At 36.4% G+C, this 16,753-nt stretch carries 12 protein-coding genes; 8 read left to right on the forward strand and 4 right to left on the reverse strand.

What is annotated here, in order from left to right; genetic code table 11:
• From qoxB to JNUCC52_RS20485, 4 genes are all read right to left on the reverse strand, one after another.
• Entirely contained in the window at positions 1 to 1,944 is a 1,944-nt protein-coding gene (qoxB, locus tag JNUCC52_RS20470) for a cytochrome aa3 quinol oxidase subunit I (RefSeq protein ID WP_172772236.1), read from the reverse strand.
• A gap of 27 nt (positions 1,945 to 1,971) precedes the next feature.
• Positions 1,972 to 2,910: a cytochrome aa3 quinol oxidase subunit II gene (gene qoxA, locus JNUCC52_RS20475; RefSeq protein WP_172772235.1), complete on the reverse strand. Its 939-nt coding sequence runs from the start codon at positions 2,908 to 2,910 to the stop codon at positions 1,972 to 1,974.
• Between the two features lie 771 nt (positions 2,911 to 3,681).
• On the reverse strand, positions 3,682 to 4,524 hold the full coding sequence (locus tag JNUCC52_RS20480) for a DUF2785 domain-containing protein (RefSeq protein WP_172772234.1): 843 nt from the start codon (positions 4,522 to 4,524) through the stop codon (positions 3,682 to 3,684).
• A gap of 268 nt (positions 4,525 to 4,792) precedes the next feature.
• Complete coding sequence (locus JNUCC52_RS20485) at positions 4,793 to 5,257, reverse strand: hypothetical protein (RefSeq protein ID WP_337980693.1); 465 nt, start codon at positions 5,255 to 5,257, stop codon at positions 4,793 to 4,795.
• 197 nt (positions 5,258 to 5,454) lie between these two features.
• On the opposite strand from JNUCC52_RS20485, the gene JNUCC52_RS20490 reads away from it, so the two are divergent.
• The 8 genes from JNUCC52_RS20490 (at position 5,455) to JNUCC52_RS20525 (ending at position 16,748) form a co-directional block, all read left to right on the forward strand.
• A complete protein-coding gene (locus JNUCC52_RS20490) occupies positions 5,455 to 6,444 on the forward strand; it encodes a CDC27 family protein (RefSeq protein WP_337980694.1) in 990 nt (329 codons plus the stop codon).
• Between the two features lie 269 nt (positions 6,445 to 6,713).
• Positions 6,714 to 8,003 carry a trigger factor gene (gene tig, locus JNUCC52_RS20495; RefSeq protein ID WP_172772231.1) on the forward strand — a complete coding sequence of 430 codons (1,290 nt, stop codon included), beginning with the start codon at positions 6,714 to 6,716 and terminating at the stop codon, positions 8,001 to 8,003.
• Positions 8,004 to 8,612: 609 nt separating this feature from the next.
• Entirely contained in the window at positions 8,613 to 9,884 is a 1,272-nt protein-coding gene (clpX, locus tag JNUCC52_RS20500) for an ATP-dependent protease ATP-binding subunit ClpX (RefSeq protein WP_172772230.1), read from the forward strand.
• A 230-nt stretch (positions 9,885 to 10,114) separates the two neighbouring features.
• Positions 10,115 to 12,439, forward strand: a complete 2,325-nt coding sequence (lon, locus tag JNUCC52_RS20505; RefSeq protein ID WP_172772229.1) for an endopeptidase La — start codon at positions 10,115 to 10,117, stop codon at positions 12,437 to 12,439.
• Between the two features lie 4 nt (positions 12,440 to 12,443).
• Positions 12,444 to 13,025 (forward strand): ribosome biogenesis GTP-binding protein YihA/YsxC, encoded by a 582-nt coding sequence (gene yihA / locus JNUCC52_RS20510; RefSeq protein WP_025220187.1) that lies wholly within the window; start codon positions 12,444 to 12,446, stop codon positions 13,023 to 13,025.
• A 201-nt stretch (positions 13,026 to 13,226) separates the two neighbouring features.
• Positions 13,227 to 13,400, forward strand: coding sequence for a YjfB family protein (locus JNUCC52_RS20515; RefSeq protein WP_172772228.1), 174 nt, complete (start codon positions 13,227 to 13,229; stop codon positions 13,398 to 13,400).
• Positions 13,401 to 13,563: 163 nt separating this feature from the next.
• Complete coding sequence (locus JNUCC52_RS20520; protein WP_228134126.1) at positions 13,564 to 15,219, forward strand: hypothetical protein; 1,656 nt, start codon at positions 13,564 to 13,566, stop codon at positions 15,217 to 15,219.
• 80 nt (positions 15,220 to 15,299) lie between these two features.
• Positions 15,300 to 16,748, forward strand: a complete 1,449-nt coding sequence (locus JNUCC52_RS20525; RefSeq protein ID WP_337980695.1) for an S-layer homology domain-containing protein — start codon at positions 15,300 to 15,302, stop codon at positions 16,746 to 16,748.
• Positions 16,749 to 16,753 lie beyond the last annotated feature (5 nt).

Below are 16,753 nucleotides of genomic sequence, written 5' to 3' on the forward strand. Positions count from 1 at the left end.
TTATTTATCACCTCTCAAACTTTTTTCAGTTTCCATAATTTCTTCCACTGAAATGTAACGGCCATGATCATCTTCAAATGAACGATGAGCCATGAAGCCAAATACAACAAGCATGCTGATGATGGCTAGAGGCCATAGACTAAATACAGCGAAGAATGCTGCAAGGAATAAGAATCCACTTGTCCAGAAAGGAGTACCTGTGTTGTTAGGCATGTGGATTTTTTCAATTTTACCAGCAGTAATATCGCGACCTTCTTTTTTCGCGAACCAGAACTCGTCTAAACGTGACACGTTTGGTACTACTGCAAAGTTGTATTCAGGAACTGGAGAATGTGTAGCCCATTCTAATGAACGACCATCCCAAACATCTGCTTTCTCGTTACGAGGCATATGTTTCCAGCTGTAGTAAATGTTATAGCAGATTAACGCAAAGCCTACTGCAAGTCCAAGGGCACCGATGAACGATAGCATGTTTAATGGACCGTAACCAGTTGAAGCTGAGTAAGTGTACATACGACGTGCATAACCATCTAAACCTAAAATGAATAGAGGGAAGAATGTTACGTTAAAGCTGATAGCGATGAACCAGAAACCAGCTTTCCCTAATTTCTCATTTAAACGGAAACCGAACATTTTTGGCCACCAGAAATGGTAACCTGCAAGTACACCAAATACTGTACCTGGAATTAATACATAGTGGAAGTGGGCAACTAAGAACATCGTATTATGATATTGATAGTCAGCACTTGCCATTGCTAGCATTACACCTGTAACCCCACCAATTGTGAAGATCGGAATAAATGCAAGCGCATAAAGCATTGGGGTAGTGAATTGAATCTTACCGTGCCTCATTGTGAGCAACCAGTTAAACATCTTAACCCCAGTTGGAACAGCAATCGCCATTGTAGTAATAGAGAATACACTGTTTACCATAACGCCGTGACCCATTGTATAGAAGTGGTGGGCCCAAACTAAGAATGATAGTAATGAAATGACAACCATACTCATTACCATTGATTTGTAACCGTATAAGTTTTTACGTGCAAATGTTGCAATAACTTCTGAGAAAATACCGAACGCTGGTAGGATAACGATGTAAACCTCAGGATGTCCCCAAACCCAGAATAGGTTGGCCCAAAGCATATCCATACCGCCGTCTGTCATTGCAAAGAATTTTGTACCGAATTGACGGTCTAACATCATTAAAGCAAGTGCTACAGTTAATACTGGGAACGCAAATACGATAATAACGTTTGTAATTAAAATTGACCAAGAGAACATTGGCATTTTCATTAATGTCATACCAGGAGCACGCATTTTAAAGATCGTTGTGATGAAGTTCACACCCGTCAATAACGTACCAATACCTGATAATTGTAGTGCTAATGAATAGTAGTTGTTCCCTACAGTTGGACTAAAATCAGTACTTGCTAATGGGAAGTAAGCTGTCCAACCTGCATCTGGTGAACCACCAATAATGAATGATAGGTTCAGCAAGCCACAACCTGCTGCAAATGCCCAGAAGCTGACTGCATTCAAACGAGGGAATGCTACGTCACGTGCCCCAATTTGTAATGGAATAACAATGTTCATTAAACCGATAACAAACGGCATCGCCATAAATAAAATCATGATTAAACCATGTGTAGTGAAAATCTCGTTATAATGTTGTGCATCAAGAAGTCCGTTATCAGGAACGGCTGTTTGTGCACGCATTAAAAGTGCGTCGATACCACCGCGGAATAGCATTAATAGTGCTACGGCGATATACATAATACCGATCTTTTTATGATCGACTGTTGATAGCCAGTTTTTATAGAAGTAGCCCCATTTTTTAAAATAAGTAAGGCCTGCTACGACAACAACTGCACCAACTACGATACTGATAGCTGCCGCTAAAATCATCGGTTCTTGCAGTGGATGGAATAATTCTTCCATACTCATAGGATGCGCTCCTTTCAAATTTGAAAATTAGTGTGAATGTGTTGAATCGGCATCAGTTGAATGGTCCATATCTTCATGGTTCATGTCTTCATCAGACATATCCATGTCGCTATGATCCATACCCCCCATATCCATATCACCATGTGCCATTGGTGCTGGGCTGAAATCTAAGTGAGTAGATGAGTAGCTTGAACGACCTACATGTTCAGCTGCTAATAATTCTTTGAATTTCTCTTCAGTTAATGGTTTTTCGTTCGCTTTTACGTCCTTAACCCATTGCTCGAAGTCTGCTTGAGTCATAGATTGAGCTTCAAATTCCATTTCCGCAAATCCACGACCGTTAAAGTTAGAGTTACGACCCATGAAAGAGCCAACTTCATCTGCTGCAAGGTGAATAGTTGTTAACATGTCACTCATTGCATATTTTTGACCAGCTAACTGTGGAATCCAGAAACTTGTGATTGGTCCGAATGAATACAATTTGAATTCAATAGGACGATCAGTTGGAATGTTTACATAGTTCACAGTTTCAATACCCTCTTCTGGATAGCTAAAATGCCATTTCCAGTTTGAAGATGCTGCATAAATAACAAGTGGTTCTTTATTGTCATAACCTTCTGGTGTTGTTTCTACCGTACTAGTTGTTTTAACAGTAACAATTGCTAGGAATGCTACGATAATAATAGGAATAACTGTCCACGTAATTTCAAGTACGTGACTACCTTCTTCATGAGGTGGCTCATAATCGGCAGATGCTTTAGATGCGCGGTATTTTGTTAGCATAAACGCAAAAAGCACATACACGACTAGTAAAATAACTGCCATTGTAATAATGGATAAAATAATTGTGTTTGATAATGTTTGAGCATTCGGTCCTTTTGGATTGAAAACTGTTAATGGTTCACAACCAGACAGGATTGCAATAGCACCAAATGCTAAAAACATTAAGCTTAATTTTTTATTCATGTTTGACTCCTTTCTATAAAACGGCTATTCATAAATTTAATGTGTAGTAGTATTGATTCACATTTATAAATAGTGGGTATTGAGGTCACCTCTTTTATCTGTTGTACCAATCAAGTACAGTTGCATTTACAATGACAATGGCATGGTTCGATATGAAGCATAATGTCTAGTATTTGATTGGTCTGGTGCAAGCGTTCACATACATGATGATTAATGCACCATAAATTGGACAAAATTTCAATGTCGATGGTCGCATCATGTCTTTGTTTGCATATAGGATTATACGCCCGCTTCACTAAAAAAAAAAATAATTAATTATAAATATGATAATGAAATGGGGTTGAATATGAACATTTTTTGAACAAAAAAAGCTATTTCACTATTGGTATTTTTAGGTTTTGTTAATTTAACACTGTATAAACGTTGAAAATACTGAGTTTATCGTATTTAACTAAGTAAATGTTTTTTTTGTGAAAAATTCTATTTCACATTTTAGACGATGATTTGTAATAAAATCCTTGACCTACCTCTGTTTTCGATTCTTTTTAGTTGCGTTTTTTTAAAAAAAGGAGTATATAAAAAGACGGTTTTCCAAAGAATAAAGGATAAATTTTCAATGTAAGGAATGATTAGAGAGAGGATACTGGAACAATGATAAAATTATGTTAACATAATTAAGCGCTTTCAAAATTTAACAGAAATTAGTATACCAATATTGGTGTTCGTATAAACAAAAGAACATCCGATGTGAATTGGATGTTCTTTCATTAGTTAAGAACCGAGCTTCAGCCACTTTGCTACTTGAATATAAAGTGTATTTTGAAGTTTAGGTGCTAGATTATTCATTTTTAAAGCGAAGTACAATGTTTTCATCGTATTTAAAGTGCAAGTACGGCCGCTAAAAAAGCTTTCGTTATAGCCTTGTGTTACTAAATGTATTTCGAATTTATCAAAAGTTTGCTCGACCCATTCCGTTAAGGCTTCTTCAGAATAGTCCCTTGCTAATAATGCTTCAATAATATTGACAAAGCGTTCTTCCTCATCGTTAACATAGACAACATCTTTCCAAGTTGCTAATTTCAATGCATGTAAGATGGAAGGTGCATGTTGCAAGTCAAATTTAGGATGTTTAATTGTCATGGCGGCTAAATCAGCCCCATGTGCAATGCTATGTGCCCAACCTTTGCCTTCAACATGTCCTCTTGTATCCTTCTCAAGTAATAAATAGCGACCAATTTTTTTAAAGAAAGTGTCCAAGCTTGTATCATTTAAAATAAGGAGCTCGCTATCTTTTGCAAGAATGCTAGCAACAAGTAACGCTGAAAAGGAACGAGTAAATACACTATCTCCCGTTTGTTCCCCAATGTTTGCATATAAGAAATCGTCACCTGTTGCCGTATCGAACAAATATTGGAGCTGCTGTGAACTTAGTAAGTTATCACTAAGCAGGTCGATAAATGTTCGATAGATCAAATGGTCACGTAGCTGCTCATCAATAGAACCGATATGTGTTAACATTTCCTTCAATAGCCAATCACCTTCTTTTTCAAAAAAAGCTTGTTTTTCAGTAGGTGTCATTGAAGAAAATGTTTGTAATGCTTCTTTTATATCCATGTTAGTTGCCTCCAATAATAAATCTATTTTTTCATTATACCTTCTTTACTAAAGAAATTTGTCAGAAGTGAATTTTTTAATGGTTACTTTGTCAATTGCAATACCGTAATCAATAGAAAGCTGATATGATAAAAGCGCAACGAATGAGGGAATGGTTTTTGATTCACAATAAAAAGACATACTTAATTAAGTATGTCTGAGACAAAAATAGTTTATTTGTTAGTCAATTTTATAAGCATGTGTTACATAAAGAGTTTTGTTTAGCTTCCTATAATATAACAGCGGACTTTATGCCAAGTGGCCATTCGATATAGGAGTTTTGATTCGTTTTTAATTCAACGAGAATACTCGCATTTTTGATGGCATCTAAAAGCCACTCACTATAATAAAGTGTTGGGTTAGGATGTTGTAAAATGCGTTCCATATCTTTTGTATCAATATGAAGAAGCTTATAGTTGCATTCAATGTGAACACTTTGGGGAATAATATAAAGTGACTCCTGATGATGCCCAATTGAGATGGATCCAGGTATAGTTCCATGAATACTCGAAATATGGGTTGTTGCTTCTTTCGAAAACGTATTAATTTTTGTTCGCGTGAAAAATTCGAAGTCAATTGAATAATCTTGTAACGGACCATGTGCTGTTGTAATTGATATAACTTTAATTGATAGTGCCTCGAAAGCAGGGGAGATGCGACTATCGAATTCAATGATTGTATCCATTAATGGCATGTATTACACTCCTTGTGAACAACTTGTTTTCGTCTAGCTAACAATGACTATATGATTGCGGAAAATTTTGATAATAATGTAAATTATGTTAGGTATTATTAATTATAATTCAATTCATTACAAAATATGAATATAAATTCAATTATTTTTGTTAAAAATAAACAATTAGGAAATAGTGAACTAAAGAGGTGAGAAAAATGTCAAAGCAAAAGCGCCATGTTATTAAACATGAAAATATTGTTGTTTTTCCAGGCGCAACCCAAACGTTAATTCGTGAAGGACATATGTATGCGGAGAAATATCAATATGAAGAGGCGGTCGCATGTTTTGAAAAGGCGTTTTTATATGATAATGGAGATGAAAAAGCTTTAAGTGCCTATGCCTATGCATTATATGAGCTGAAGCTTTATGTGAAAGCTAAGGAAATATGTGAGCAATTGCTTGCTATGGGCACCTCTATGTATGTTGAAGTGATGGAACTATACATTACAATTTGCATGCAGTTAAAGGAATATCATCAAGTTGAGTCTATAATAAATACGTTGATAGAAGAAAAAGTACTGCCTGAAGCGCAGCTAGAAAAATTTGAACGCTTAAAAAGTATAAATAGTGAAGTCGCTAAAAAGCTTCAACAACGAGAAGATGTACAAGATCTAATAGAAACACAAGAATATGAATTAGAAAAATTTATTGATCTGACACCAAGTGAACAGTCGTTGCGATTACATCGACTGATGGATACGAATGTAAGACAGTTGAAAAAGTCGTTAAAGGCTATTATCGAATGTTCGGATATTCATCCATTTGTGCAAAGTCTTGCACTCATTTTGCTAGTAGAGCAAGAAGTTTCAATCGAAGTGGATGTTACTAAATTTGAGCAGACAAAAATTATTAATCCAATTGATTTAGCGTTACCGAATCAATTACAGCAATATGGTGAAATAAAAAAAATTATAGAATCCGAATTAGAACAAGACCCATCGACATTGGAAATGGTACAATATTTAATGGCAAAGCATGCAATCGTTACGTATCCATTTGAATGGCACCCGTTTGCAGCCGATGATATTGCTTATAGTTATATTGATTTTGTTAAAGTAATGCTCGGTAAGGTGCAGGAAATGGACTATGAAATCATCGACTTTTTACAAATGTTAGAAAAACTAACAGAACTCCATGAAGTATGAAATAAGTTGAAACTATGCGCATCTATGATATACTAAAATGGTTGTCAAAATCGTAGTTACGAATAAATTGTCTAACATTTAAACTTGATTCAACTGAAGTCCCTTATTTGACAAAGTGGGTGGATGAATGTCAAAGATATATACTATTCAGCAGAAATGCTAAGTCTTTGACACAAGTTGCGGATTTACAAAAATTATCGAGAAATCGAAATCCGGACACGATTACGTTATGCGTAATTGAAACTAGATTATTTTGGAGGTATTTATACATGTCAGCAAAATGGGAAAAACAAGAAGGAAATATCGGTACTCTAACAATTGAAGTACCAGCTACAGAAGTAGATGCAGCAATGGAACAAGCATTCAAAAAAGTTGTAAAACAAATTAACGTACCAGGTTTCCGTAAAGGTAAAATGCCTCGTAAAATGTTTGAACAACGTTTTGGAATCGAATCTTTATACCAAGATGCATTAGAAATCATTGTTCCAGATTCTTATGCTAAAGCAATCGATGAAGCTGGTATTATGCCAGTTGATTACCCAGAAATTTCTGGTACAGAAAACTTTGTGCATGGTCAAGACTTCTCATTCACAGCTCAAGTAACAGTGAAACCAGAACCAAAACTTGGCGACTACAAAGGCTTAGAAGTTACGAAACTTCCAGTTGAAGTAACAGACGAAGAAGTTGAAGCGCAAATCCAAGAACAATTAGCACGTAAAGCTGAACTTGAAATTAAAGAAGATGAAGCTATCGTAGAAGGCGATACAGCGGTAATTGACTTTGAAGGTTTCGTTGGCGAAGAAGCTTTCGAAGGCGGAAAAGGCGAAGACTACCCATTAGAAATCGGTTCAGGTTCATTCATTCCTGGATTTGAAGAGCAATTAGTAGGTGTAAAAGCTGGTGAAGAGAAAGACGTTGTTGTAACTTTCCCAGAAGAATATCACGCTGCTGAATTAGCTGGTAAAGAAGCTACTTTCAAAGTAACTGTGAAAGAAGTAAAAACAAAAGTTCTTCCTGAGCTAAACGATGAGTTTGCAAAAGAATTAGATCCAGAAGTAGAAGGCGTAGAAGCATTACGTGCAAAAATTAAAGAACAAACTGCTTCTCAAAAACAAGCAGAATCAGATGCTACACTTCGTGATGAATTAGTAGAAAAAGCTGCTGAAAATGCGGAATTCGAAGTACCAGCTGGCATGGTTAACTCTGAAACAGATCGTATGCTACAAGAGTTTGGCCAGCGCTTACAAACACAAGGTATGAACTTAGACCTTTACTACCAATTCTCTGGTCAATCAGAAGAAGATTTACGTGGTCAAATGAAAGAAGAAGCTGAAAGCCGTGTGCGTGTTTCATTAACGCTTGAAGCAATCGCTGATGCAGAAAAAATTGAAGCTTCTGAAGCTGATATTGATGCTGAATTAGAAAAAATGGCTTCTCAATTCAATATGACAAAAGAACAAATTACTGGCGCTCTAGGCGGTACTGCTGTTCTTGAAAATGACATTAAAATCCAAAAAACAGTTGAACTTTTAGTAGAAAACGCTAAAATTACTGAATAAGATTTTTTACGTAACTAGATAGAAAAATTAAGATGACAAGGTACGGCGCTAAACCGTGCCTTGTTTTATCACACATAGCTTTTTAGTTTAGGCTAAAGGGGCCCCAACCTCTCAAGGTCAAGGACGACAAAAAGTAAGTCTGATTTTTACTAACTGTTATACTTTTGGTGGCCACTTTAGTTAATTTACTTATACATAGTATTGTTGTTTAACTTTTTACACGATGCTAAATTTTAACTTCATTATAGTAGAGCCGATAAGTAGCAGTGACTATAGCGTCCCCATTATAATGGAGATAGAACGCACATAGGTTTTACGAGTGAGGGAACTAAACCTCGAAAAAATGAAGCTAAACAATCAATCAGTGGTCATGGGTTAGTCTGAATGGTCGCATCAACACGAATTATCTGCATGAAGGTGAGCAGACAGCGTTAATGTTTTAAGTATGAATGACTGGTAATTATTAGTTAGCAGTCCTCGTGCTTGAAGACTTTGAAAATAATTCAAAATCTAGACGCATTTGCGCCATGACGTAAATGTTGCAATCAATTTATTTGATAATGGTTCAATAATCTTGTAAGATTGTAGCTTGAATAGGGGTGAAACATATTGTTCAAATTTAATGATGAAAAAGGCAATTTAAAATGCTCATTCTGTGGTAAGCCACAAGAACAAGTACGTAAATTAGTTGCAGGTCCTGGTGTTTATATTTGTGATGAATGTATCGAACTTTGTTCAGAAATCGTTGTAGAAGAACTAGGTGTTGAGGAAGAAATTGACTTCCAAGATATTCCGAAACCGAAAGAAATTCAATCGATTTTAAATGAGTATGTAATTGGACAAGAGCGTGCTAAAAAAGCCTTAGCGGTTGCGGTTTACAATCACTACAAACGCATCAATACAAATAGTAAAATCGATGATGTGGAATTAGCAAAATCGAACATTGTGTTAATCGGCCCAACTGGTAGCGGTAAAACATTATTAGCTCAAACATTAGCACGTATACTAAACGTACCTTTCGCAATTGCAGATGCTACTTCTTTAACAGAAGCAGGTTATGTAGGTGAAGACGTTGAAAATATTTTATTAAAATTAATTCAATCAGCAGATTATGATATTGAACGTGCAGAAAAAGGGATTATTTATATTGATGAGATCGATAAAGTTGCACGTAAATCAGAAAATCCGTCGATAACACGTGATGTTTCTGGTGAAGGGGTCCAACAGGCATTACTAAAAATTTTAGAAGGCACTGTTGCAAGTGTACCTCCGCAAGGTGGACGTAAGCATCCGCATCAAGAATTTTTACAAATAGATACAACAAATATTTTATTTATCGTAGGCGGAGCATTTGATGGTATTGAATCCATCATTAAACGTCGTCAAGGTGAAAAAGTAATTGGTTTCGGTTCAGATCCTAATAAAGTAGAAGTGGACGAAGGTTCATTAATGGCGAAATTGATTCCTGAAGATCTGTTGAAATTTGGTTTAATTCCAGAATTCATCGGTCGATTACCAGTACTTGCAAGCCTAGAGCAATTAAATGAGGCAGCGCTTGTACAAATTTTGACGGAACCAAAAAATGCGCTTGCGAAGCAATATCAAAAAATGCTTGAACTAGATGGTGTTGAGCTTGAGTTTGATGAAGGTGCCCTTTCTGAAATTGCAAAGGAAGCAATTGAACGTAAAACAGGTGCACGTGGTCTTCGTTCAATTATTGAGTCAACAATGCTTGATGTAATGTACGAATTACCTTCACGTGATGATGTGAAAAAATGTATCATTACTGCAAAAACAATTACGGAAAAAGAAAAACCGAAATTGCTTCTTGAAGATGGCACTGAACTCGATGAAGGTAGCGACACAAAAACTTCGGCATAATAAACAGACGTAGCGTCTATTGTTATGAGAAAAAGAGTAACTTAGCTGACTTCGATTGTGCAATGTTCGCACATATCGGGAGTCAGCTTTTTATTCATACATAAAGCTGACGACTGTAAATAGATGAAATTTTTGGCTCGTTTGAATAGATAGTGTGAATCAGTTTTTTAAACACATACTAGAAGCGCGGGATTGTGAACAAGAAAATTTTGACGGAGGTGAATACCCGCATGGTAACAATTCAAAAAACAACAAATGTACCATTATTGCCTTTACGTGGACTTTTAGTATACCCGTCGATGGTGTTACATATTGATGTGGGTAGAAATCGTTCTGTAGCGGCGCTAGAACAAGCGATGTTAGAGGACCAATTGATTTTATTGGTAACACAAAAAGAAATGCACGATGAACAGCCAGAAGAGCAAGATTTATATCAAGTTGGTACAATGGCTTATGTAAAGCAAATGCTAAAATTACCAAATGGAACGCTACGTGTTTTAGTGGAAGGTGTGGCACGTGCAACATGGTCCAACTATCAAGCATTAGACAAATATACAGTTGTTGATATTGATGTTAAAGAGGAAAAAATCGATAAAGATGTGGAAACACAGGCCTTAATGCGTACATTGTTAACGTATTTTGAAAAATACGCGAAATCCTCCAACAAAATAACAACAGAAACAATTAATACAGTTGCAGACATTGAAGAGCCAAGCCGTCTTGCTGATATTATTGCCTCGCATTTACCAATTAAAATTGCGGATAAACAAGAAGTTTTAGAAATGCTAAATGTGAAGAAACGCTTAGATCATTTAATTATTCGCCTGCACGATGAGCAAGAGGTCCTGGATCTTGAAAAGAAAATTAATTCAAAAGTAAAGCAATCAATGGAGCGTACGCAAAAGGAATATTACTTGCGCGAACAAATGAAGGCTATTCAAACAGAGCTTGGAGATCGAGAAGGTAAAACAGGTGAAGTAGCTGAGTTGCGTAAGCTTATAGATGAAACAGGTATGCCTGAATCTGCAAAAGAAGCTGCGCTAAAAGAACTTGATCGGTATGAAAAACTCCCTAGCGCAAGTGCGGAAAGTGGAGTTATTCGAAACTATATCGATTGGTTAGTGTCTTTACCTTGGACGAAAGCAACGGAAGACCGAATGAATATTGCTCATGCTGAGGAAATTTTAAACAGAGATCATGCTGGACTAGAGAAAGTAAAGGAACGTGTGCTTGAATATTTAGCTGTACGTCAGTTGAAAAATTCATTACGTGGACCAATATTATGTTTAGCTGGCCCTCCTGGGGTAGGTAAAACATCGTTAGCACGTTCAGTAGCAGAAAGCTTAGATCGTAAATTTATTCGTATTTCTTTAGGTGGGGTGCGTGACGAATCTGAAATTCGAGGACATCGTCGCACATACGTAGGTGCAATGCCAGGACGTATTATTCAAGGAATGAAAAAAGCAGGTACGATTAATCCTGTATTTTTACTTGATGAAATCGATAAAATGTCAAATGATTTCCGAGGGGATCCTGCGGCCGCAATGTTAGAAGTGTTGGACCCTGCACAAAACAACACGTTTAGTGATCACTATATCGAAGAACCGTATGACTTATCAAACGTATTATTTATTGCTACAGCAAATGATTTAAGTACAATTCCTGGACCTTTATTAGATCGAATGGAAGTGATTTCGATTGCAGGTTATACAGAAATTGAAAAGGCGCAAATTACAAAAAATCATTTGATCCCAAAACAATTAAAAGAACATGGCTTGAAGAAAACACAAGTAGTTATTAAAGACGAGGCTGTAATGGACATTATTCGCTATTATACACGTGAAGCAGGTGTCCGAGGTCTAGAGCGTCAAATAGCAACACTTTGTCGTAAAATTGCTAAAATTATTGTTTCTGGCGAAAAGAAACGTGTAACAGTAAATTCAAAATCAGTTATCGAATATTTAGGGAAGCACCGTTTCCGCTATGGACAAGCGGAAGAGGAAAACCAGATAGGTGTAGCAACAGGACTAGCGTATACAACTGTTGGTGGTGACACATTACAAATTGAAGTTTCTTTAACTCCTGGGAAGGGCAAAATACAGTTAACAGGGAAACTTGGGGATGTTATGAAGGAATCCGCACAAACAGCGTTATCGTATGTCCGTACTAAAATAGAGGATCTCAATGTAGACTCCGAATATTTCGAAACACATGATATCCACATCCATGTACCTGAGGGAGCTGTACCAAAAGATGGTCCATCAGCAGGTATTACGATGGCGACAGCAATTGTTTCGGCTATTTTACATCGTCCGATTCGTCGTGAAGTAGGAATGACTGGTGAAATTACGTTACGTGGTCGTGTACTACCAATCGGTGGTTTGAAAGAAAAAACTTTAAGCGCACACAGAGCAGGTTTAACAACAATCATTTGTCCAAAAGATAATGAACGTGATATTGAAGATATTCCTGAAAGTGTACGCGAACAACTTACATTTAAACTAGTGTCATCTGCTGATGAAGTATTAGCAATCGCACTGGACGGAGGTTTTTAAGGAAATGAAAGTCCATAATGTCGAAATGGTCATAAGTGCAGTAAGACCGGACCAATACCCAGAAGATGGACTGCCAGAGTTTGCATTAGCAGGTCGCTCAAATGTTGGGAAGTCATCATTTATTAATCGTATGATTGGGCGTAAAGCGTTAGCACGTATTTCTTCTAAACCTGGGAAGACTCAAACGCTAAATTTTTACAAAATTGAAGAACAGCTGTTTTTCGTCGATGTTCCAGGATATGGTTATGCCAAAGTCTCAAAAACAGAGCGTGAAGCATGGGGGAAAATGATTGAACGTTATATTACTGGCCGTGAAGAATTAAAAGCCGTCGTTCAAATTGTTGATTTACGTCATCCTCCAACAGCTGATGATTGTATGATGTATGACTTTTTAAAACATTACAGTATCCCATGTATTGTCATTGCAACAAAGGCAGATAAAATTCCAAAAGGTAAATGGGATAAGCACAAAAAAGTTGTCAAGGAAACATTAGATATGGATAAAAATGATCCACTCATTGTGTTCTCTTCTGAAAAAGGTATCGGTTTTGAAGAAGCTTGGCAAACGATTGAAAATAAAATGTAATCAAAAAACATCTATTGCGTGTATGGAGCACAGTAGATGTTTTTTTATTGCGTAACATCGAGCTACACATATGTGCGTTCTATATACAAAAAGAAGTAAAAAAGCTTTTCTGCTGCTAGTCTGAAAGTTATGGATAAATATGAGGAAATTACTTGATGTATGGCAAGTTTAGCCGATAAATGTAATAGGAGGTGGACTAAAATGGATATCGCAGCTTTATCAATCGCAATGCATCAATCAAATCTTATGCAAAATGTATCTTTAGCTGTTACAAAACAAGCAATGGAAATGCAACAGCAAAATACTGAACAGCTAGTTGAGATGCTAGATGCTCCACATCCAACAGCTGGACATACAATTGACATCCAAGTATGATGATGGCAAGGTAGCTTGAAGTTGGAAGCTACCTCTATCTTTATGTCTAATGGTAGATTCGAAAAAATATTAAAACGCGTGAAAATGTAACTTTTTGAATAAGAAAAACTACCAATAATACGATATACTATTTATAAATAACAATTTTTTAAGGAGGCGGGAAATGTTGAAGAAGATTCCATACATATTGATTGTCCTGTTTGTAATGGCCCTTAGTTTGCCATCCCTACCGACTGTCCATGCCGCACAGTTAGTAACAGGAACCTTTGTCGATGTAACTTATTCAGAATATACGAATACAAACGGGGAAATAGAAAGGCAGCTTAGCAAAATTACACTAGAAAATGCTGATGGCCGACAAGTAACTTATAATATTAACAATAATGCCCGCCTGTACATTAATAACACTGAAACGACAATTGAAGGCTTTAAGATGGGTATGAAAGTAGAAGCTAAAATTAACCTTCGTAGTGTTATTGAGCTCCGAGGCACTTCCAATAGCACAGAGGAATCAACAACAGTTGTTCAAAGTCCAAGAATAATTGCTGGGGTAATCACAAGTATTGACCCAAAAGGGTTATTCATAATGGTGAAACCAGATACTGGAAAAGAAACTACATATTATTTGAATAAGGATACTGCTTTTCAAAAGGGTTCTTCATCGGTAGATATTAGTGGGATGTATGTAGGTGATCGAGTTAAGCTTCATCTAAAAAATAAAAGTACATCGATTGTCACAAAAGTAGATATTAGTGAGACTGGAACATTAGTTGAAAATTTATACAAAGGTGAAATTCAAGCAGTTAATATTAATACGAACAAATTAACAGTAAAAAATCAAAATGCCTTTGTGAACTGGCAATTTGGCTCAGCATCAACGACTGCACTTTCAACGATGAATTTTTCAACAAAAGTGCCGATTTATGTTGGCAATACGAAAATTGAAAAAGGGCAATTGAAAAATTATATTGGCAGTGAAGCATATTATGCGACGGTGAAGCAATTTGGTAAAGAAGTTATTGAAAAAATCGTCGTATTGAAAAACAATGAACGCACGTACTACGAGCCGATGATTGCAGTCGATACGGATTATCAATTATTAAAATTAAAATCAGCTGGCACTTTGTACTTCCATGATGGGTCAATTTTAATTCGAAACGGCCGCTTTATTCAGCCTACAGGATTATTGGCATATGGGACAGCGTTCGTCATTACAGACGGTGCTGCTCGCGACCATTATGCACAAGTAGTGGATGTTACTAGTGATAGCTTTATGTCACCAAATTTAGCGTCGCATGAATTATATTATGGTCGATTAGCACAAGCAGATGGTTACTTAATTGAAATTGATGATGCAATGAAAATTGAATCGAATGTGTTCAAAAAAACTGCAAGCACCGTGCTATCTGTTAGTAATACAACAAAAGCAATGGTAGACGATGGTAATAAAACGTACAGTGTAGTGCCGGATATTGAACTGTATTTATCGGAAGGCGATTATGGTTACTTCTATGTAAACAATGGGCATGTGCAGGCTCTTCACATGTTAGATAATGCAAAACCTGTTGCGCCATTAATGCTAGTCGGTAAACTACAGTCAATAAAATCGACATATCCAGCTACTATTAATGTGAAAAGTGTGAGCCAATGGCAAAATGGCCGTTGGTATGAAGCTGGCCAAATGGTGGATATGAATATTGACCAAGCTACACTGATTAAAGCAGGAAAAGTCATTCAACCATCTGATTTGAATCCTTCTGATCGTTTAGTCGTATTATCTGACCGATTTGTAAAAGCACATTTCATTTTAGTTGATTAATAAGATAGAAGCTATCTCTACAATATGAGATAGCTTCATCTGTGCATACGCATGGGAAGAAAGAGAGGGGAAAAGAACAGATGCGCAACCATTTATATAAAGCACTGTTAGCTATTGTAATGGTGTTCGTTTTGGGAACGAGTATTTTAGGGAATGCCTCCGCTGCATCAGTGGAAACAACGGGTGCTGTAAAAAATGAATATACATATGAAGAAGCAGTGTTCATTACTGGTACACCGATTATTTTTAAAGGTACAAGTAAAGATATTAAAATTACACAAAAAGAAACAAAAGGTAAATTAACAGAAACATATAATTTAAAATTAACTGCTAGCAATGGGGCAACATTAACAAGAAATATTGCCTATGAATCAGATGTTGTTAATTATGCGACGATCGGCCAAAAAACATCTAATGGGGTTGTTAAAAAATACTCTGAAAAGATTGTTGATGGAAAACTTACGTATACATTAGCAGACTACCAATTTTCACAAGGCACTGTAACAGATAACCGTGCAGCTTCTGATTATTTCTCAGGGAATGTTATTTCAAGAAAAACATATACGTACCAAACTGGTTCTGGAAAGAATGCAAAAACTAATACAGTCACAATAGATGTTGATAGTCGTCATGCAGGCTACGAAAATTTCTGGGGTGCGACTGAAACGCAAATTACAGAATCGATTTATACGTACAGCGATGGGACAACTAGTCATGTAAAAAATCGTTTATCAACAAGTAAATCGCGTGTCCTTAACTATGAAGAAAACCCAGGTAGTTTAGCTAGCTTTGATGGTGGATATGCAGTCGTAAGTGAAAAAGATGTCATTTCAGAATATACGTATGACTTAGCTTCTGGCAAAAAAGGCAAAGTTGATTTGGATACAGAATATACGCCAACAATCGAGCGCCTTATAATTCCGAAGTTCCGAGATTTATCTAATCATTATGCGAAGAGTGCTATCGAAAAACTATATTCTTTAGGAATCTATTCAGATACAAGTAATTTCTTTTCGCCTAACACACCAATGAAGCGAATTGACTTTACCATAGCAATTGGTAAAGCAGTAGACCTTCGTGTAATGGAAGAAAAGAATACGAAAAAACCATCTACAAGTGTCTTTAAGGATGTTAAACGTACTGTAAAAGATTATCCATATATTGAATCAGCAGTAAATAAAGGCATTATTAAAGGTGTGACGCCAGAGTATTTCAAACCGGATAATGCGATTACACGTGCGCAAGCAGCTGCCATATTTGTACGTGCATTAGGGCTTGAAAATAAAGCGCCAGAGCCTGGGTATGTTACGGAATTTAAAGATGATGCACAAATTCCAGACTATTCAAGAGACGGTATCTATATCGTCAATGAACTTGGTCTAATGACAGGTGACCCTGTAACTGGTCGTTTTAATCCAAACCAACCATTGACGCGTGCACAAGCATCTGTTGTACTTGAACGCTTCTTAAACTATTTAGAAAATGATTTAAAACAAAACTATCGAGACGATATTTTATTCTTTAACTAAAGGAA

Source organism: Lysinibacillus sp. JNUCC-52 (genome assembly GCF_015999545.1).
In the GTDB taxonomy this organism is placed as follows: Bacteria; Bacillota; Bacilli; order Bacillales_A; family Planococcaceae; genus Lysinibacillus.

Bases quoted from the DNA above. Each gene is read 5' to 3' on its own strand.
- JNUCC52_RS20485 (WP_337980693.1), bottom strand. From the start codon at position 5,257: ATGCCATTAATGGATACAATCATTGAATTCGATAGTCGCATCTCCCCT.
- qoxB (WP_172772236.1), bottom strand. From the start codon at position 1,944: ATGAGTATGGAAGAATTATTCCATCCACTGCAAGAACCGATGATTTTA.
- tig (WP_172772231.1), top strand. From the start codon at position 6,714: ATGTCAGCAAAATGGGAAAAACAAGAAGGAAATATCGGTACTCTAACA.
- JNUCC52_RS20480 (WP_172772234.1), bottom strand. From the start codon at position 4,524: ATGGATATAAAAGAAGCATTACAAACATTTTCTTCAATGACACCTACT.
- lon (WP_172772229.1), top strand. From the start codon at position 10,115: ATGGTAACAATTCAAAAAACAACAAATGTACCATTATTGCCTTTACGT.
- JNUCC52_RS20520 (WP_228134126.1), top strand. From the start codon at position 13,564: ATGTTGAAGAAGATTCCATACATATTGATTGTCCTGTTTGTAATGGCC.
- yihA (WP_025220187.1), top strand. From the start codon at position 12,444: ATGAAAGTCCATAATGTCGAAATGGTCATAAGTGCAGTAAGACCGGAC.
- qoxA (WP_172772235.1), bottom strand. From the start codon at position 2,910: ATGAATAAAAAATTAAGCTTAATGTTTTTAGCATTTGGTGCTATTGCA.
- JNUCC52_RS20490 (WP_337980694.1), top strand. From the start codon at position 5,455: ATGTCAAAGCAAAAGCGCCATGTTATTAAACATGAAAATATTGTTGTT.
- JNUCC52_RS20515 (WP_172772228.1), top strand. From the start codon at position 13,227: ATGGATATCGCAGCTTTATCAATCGCAATGCATCAATCAAATCTTATG.
- JNUCC52_RS20525 (WP_337980695.1), top strand. From the start codon at position 15,300: ATGCGCAACCATTTATATAAAGCACTGTTAGCTATTGTAATGGTGTTC.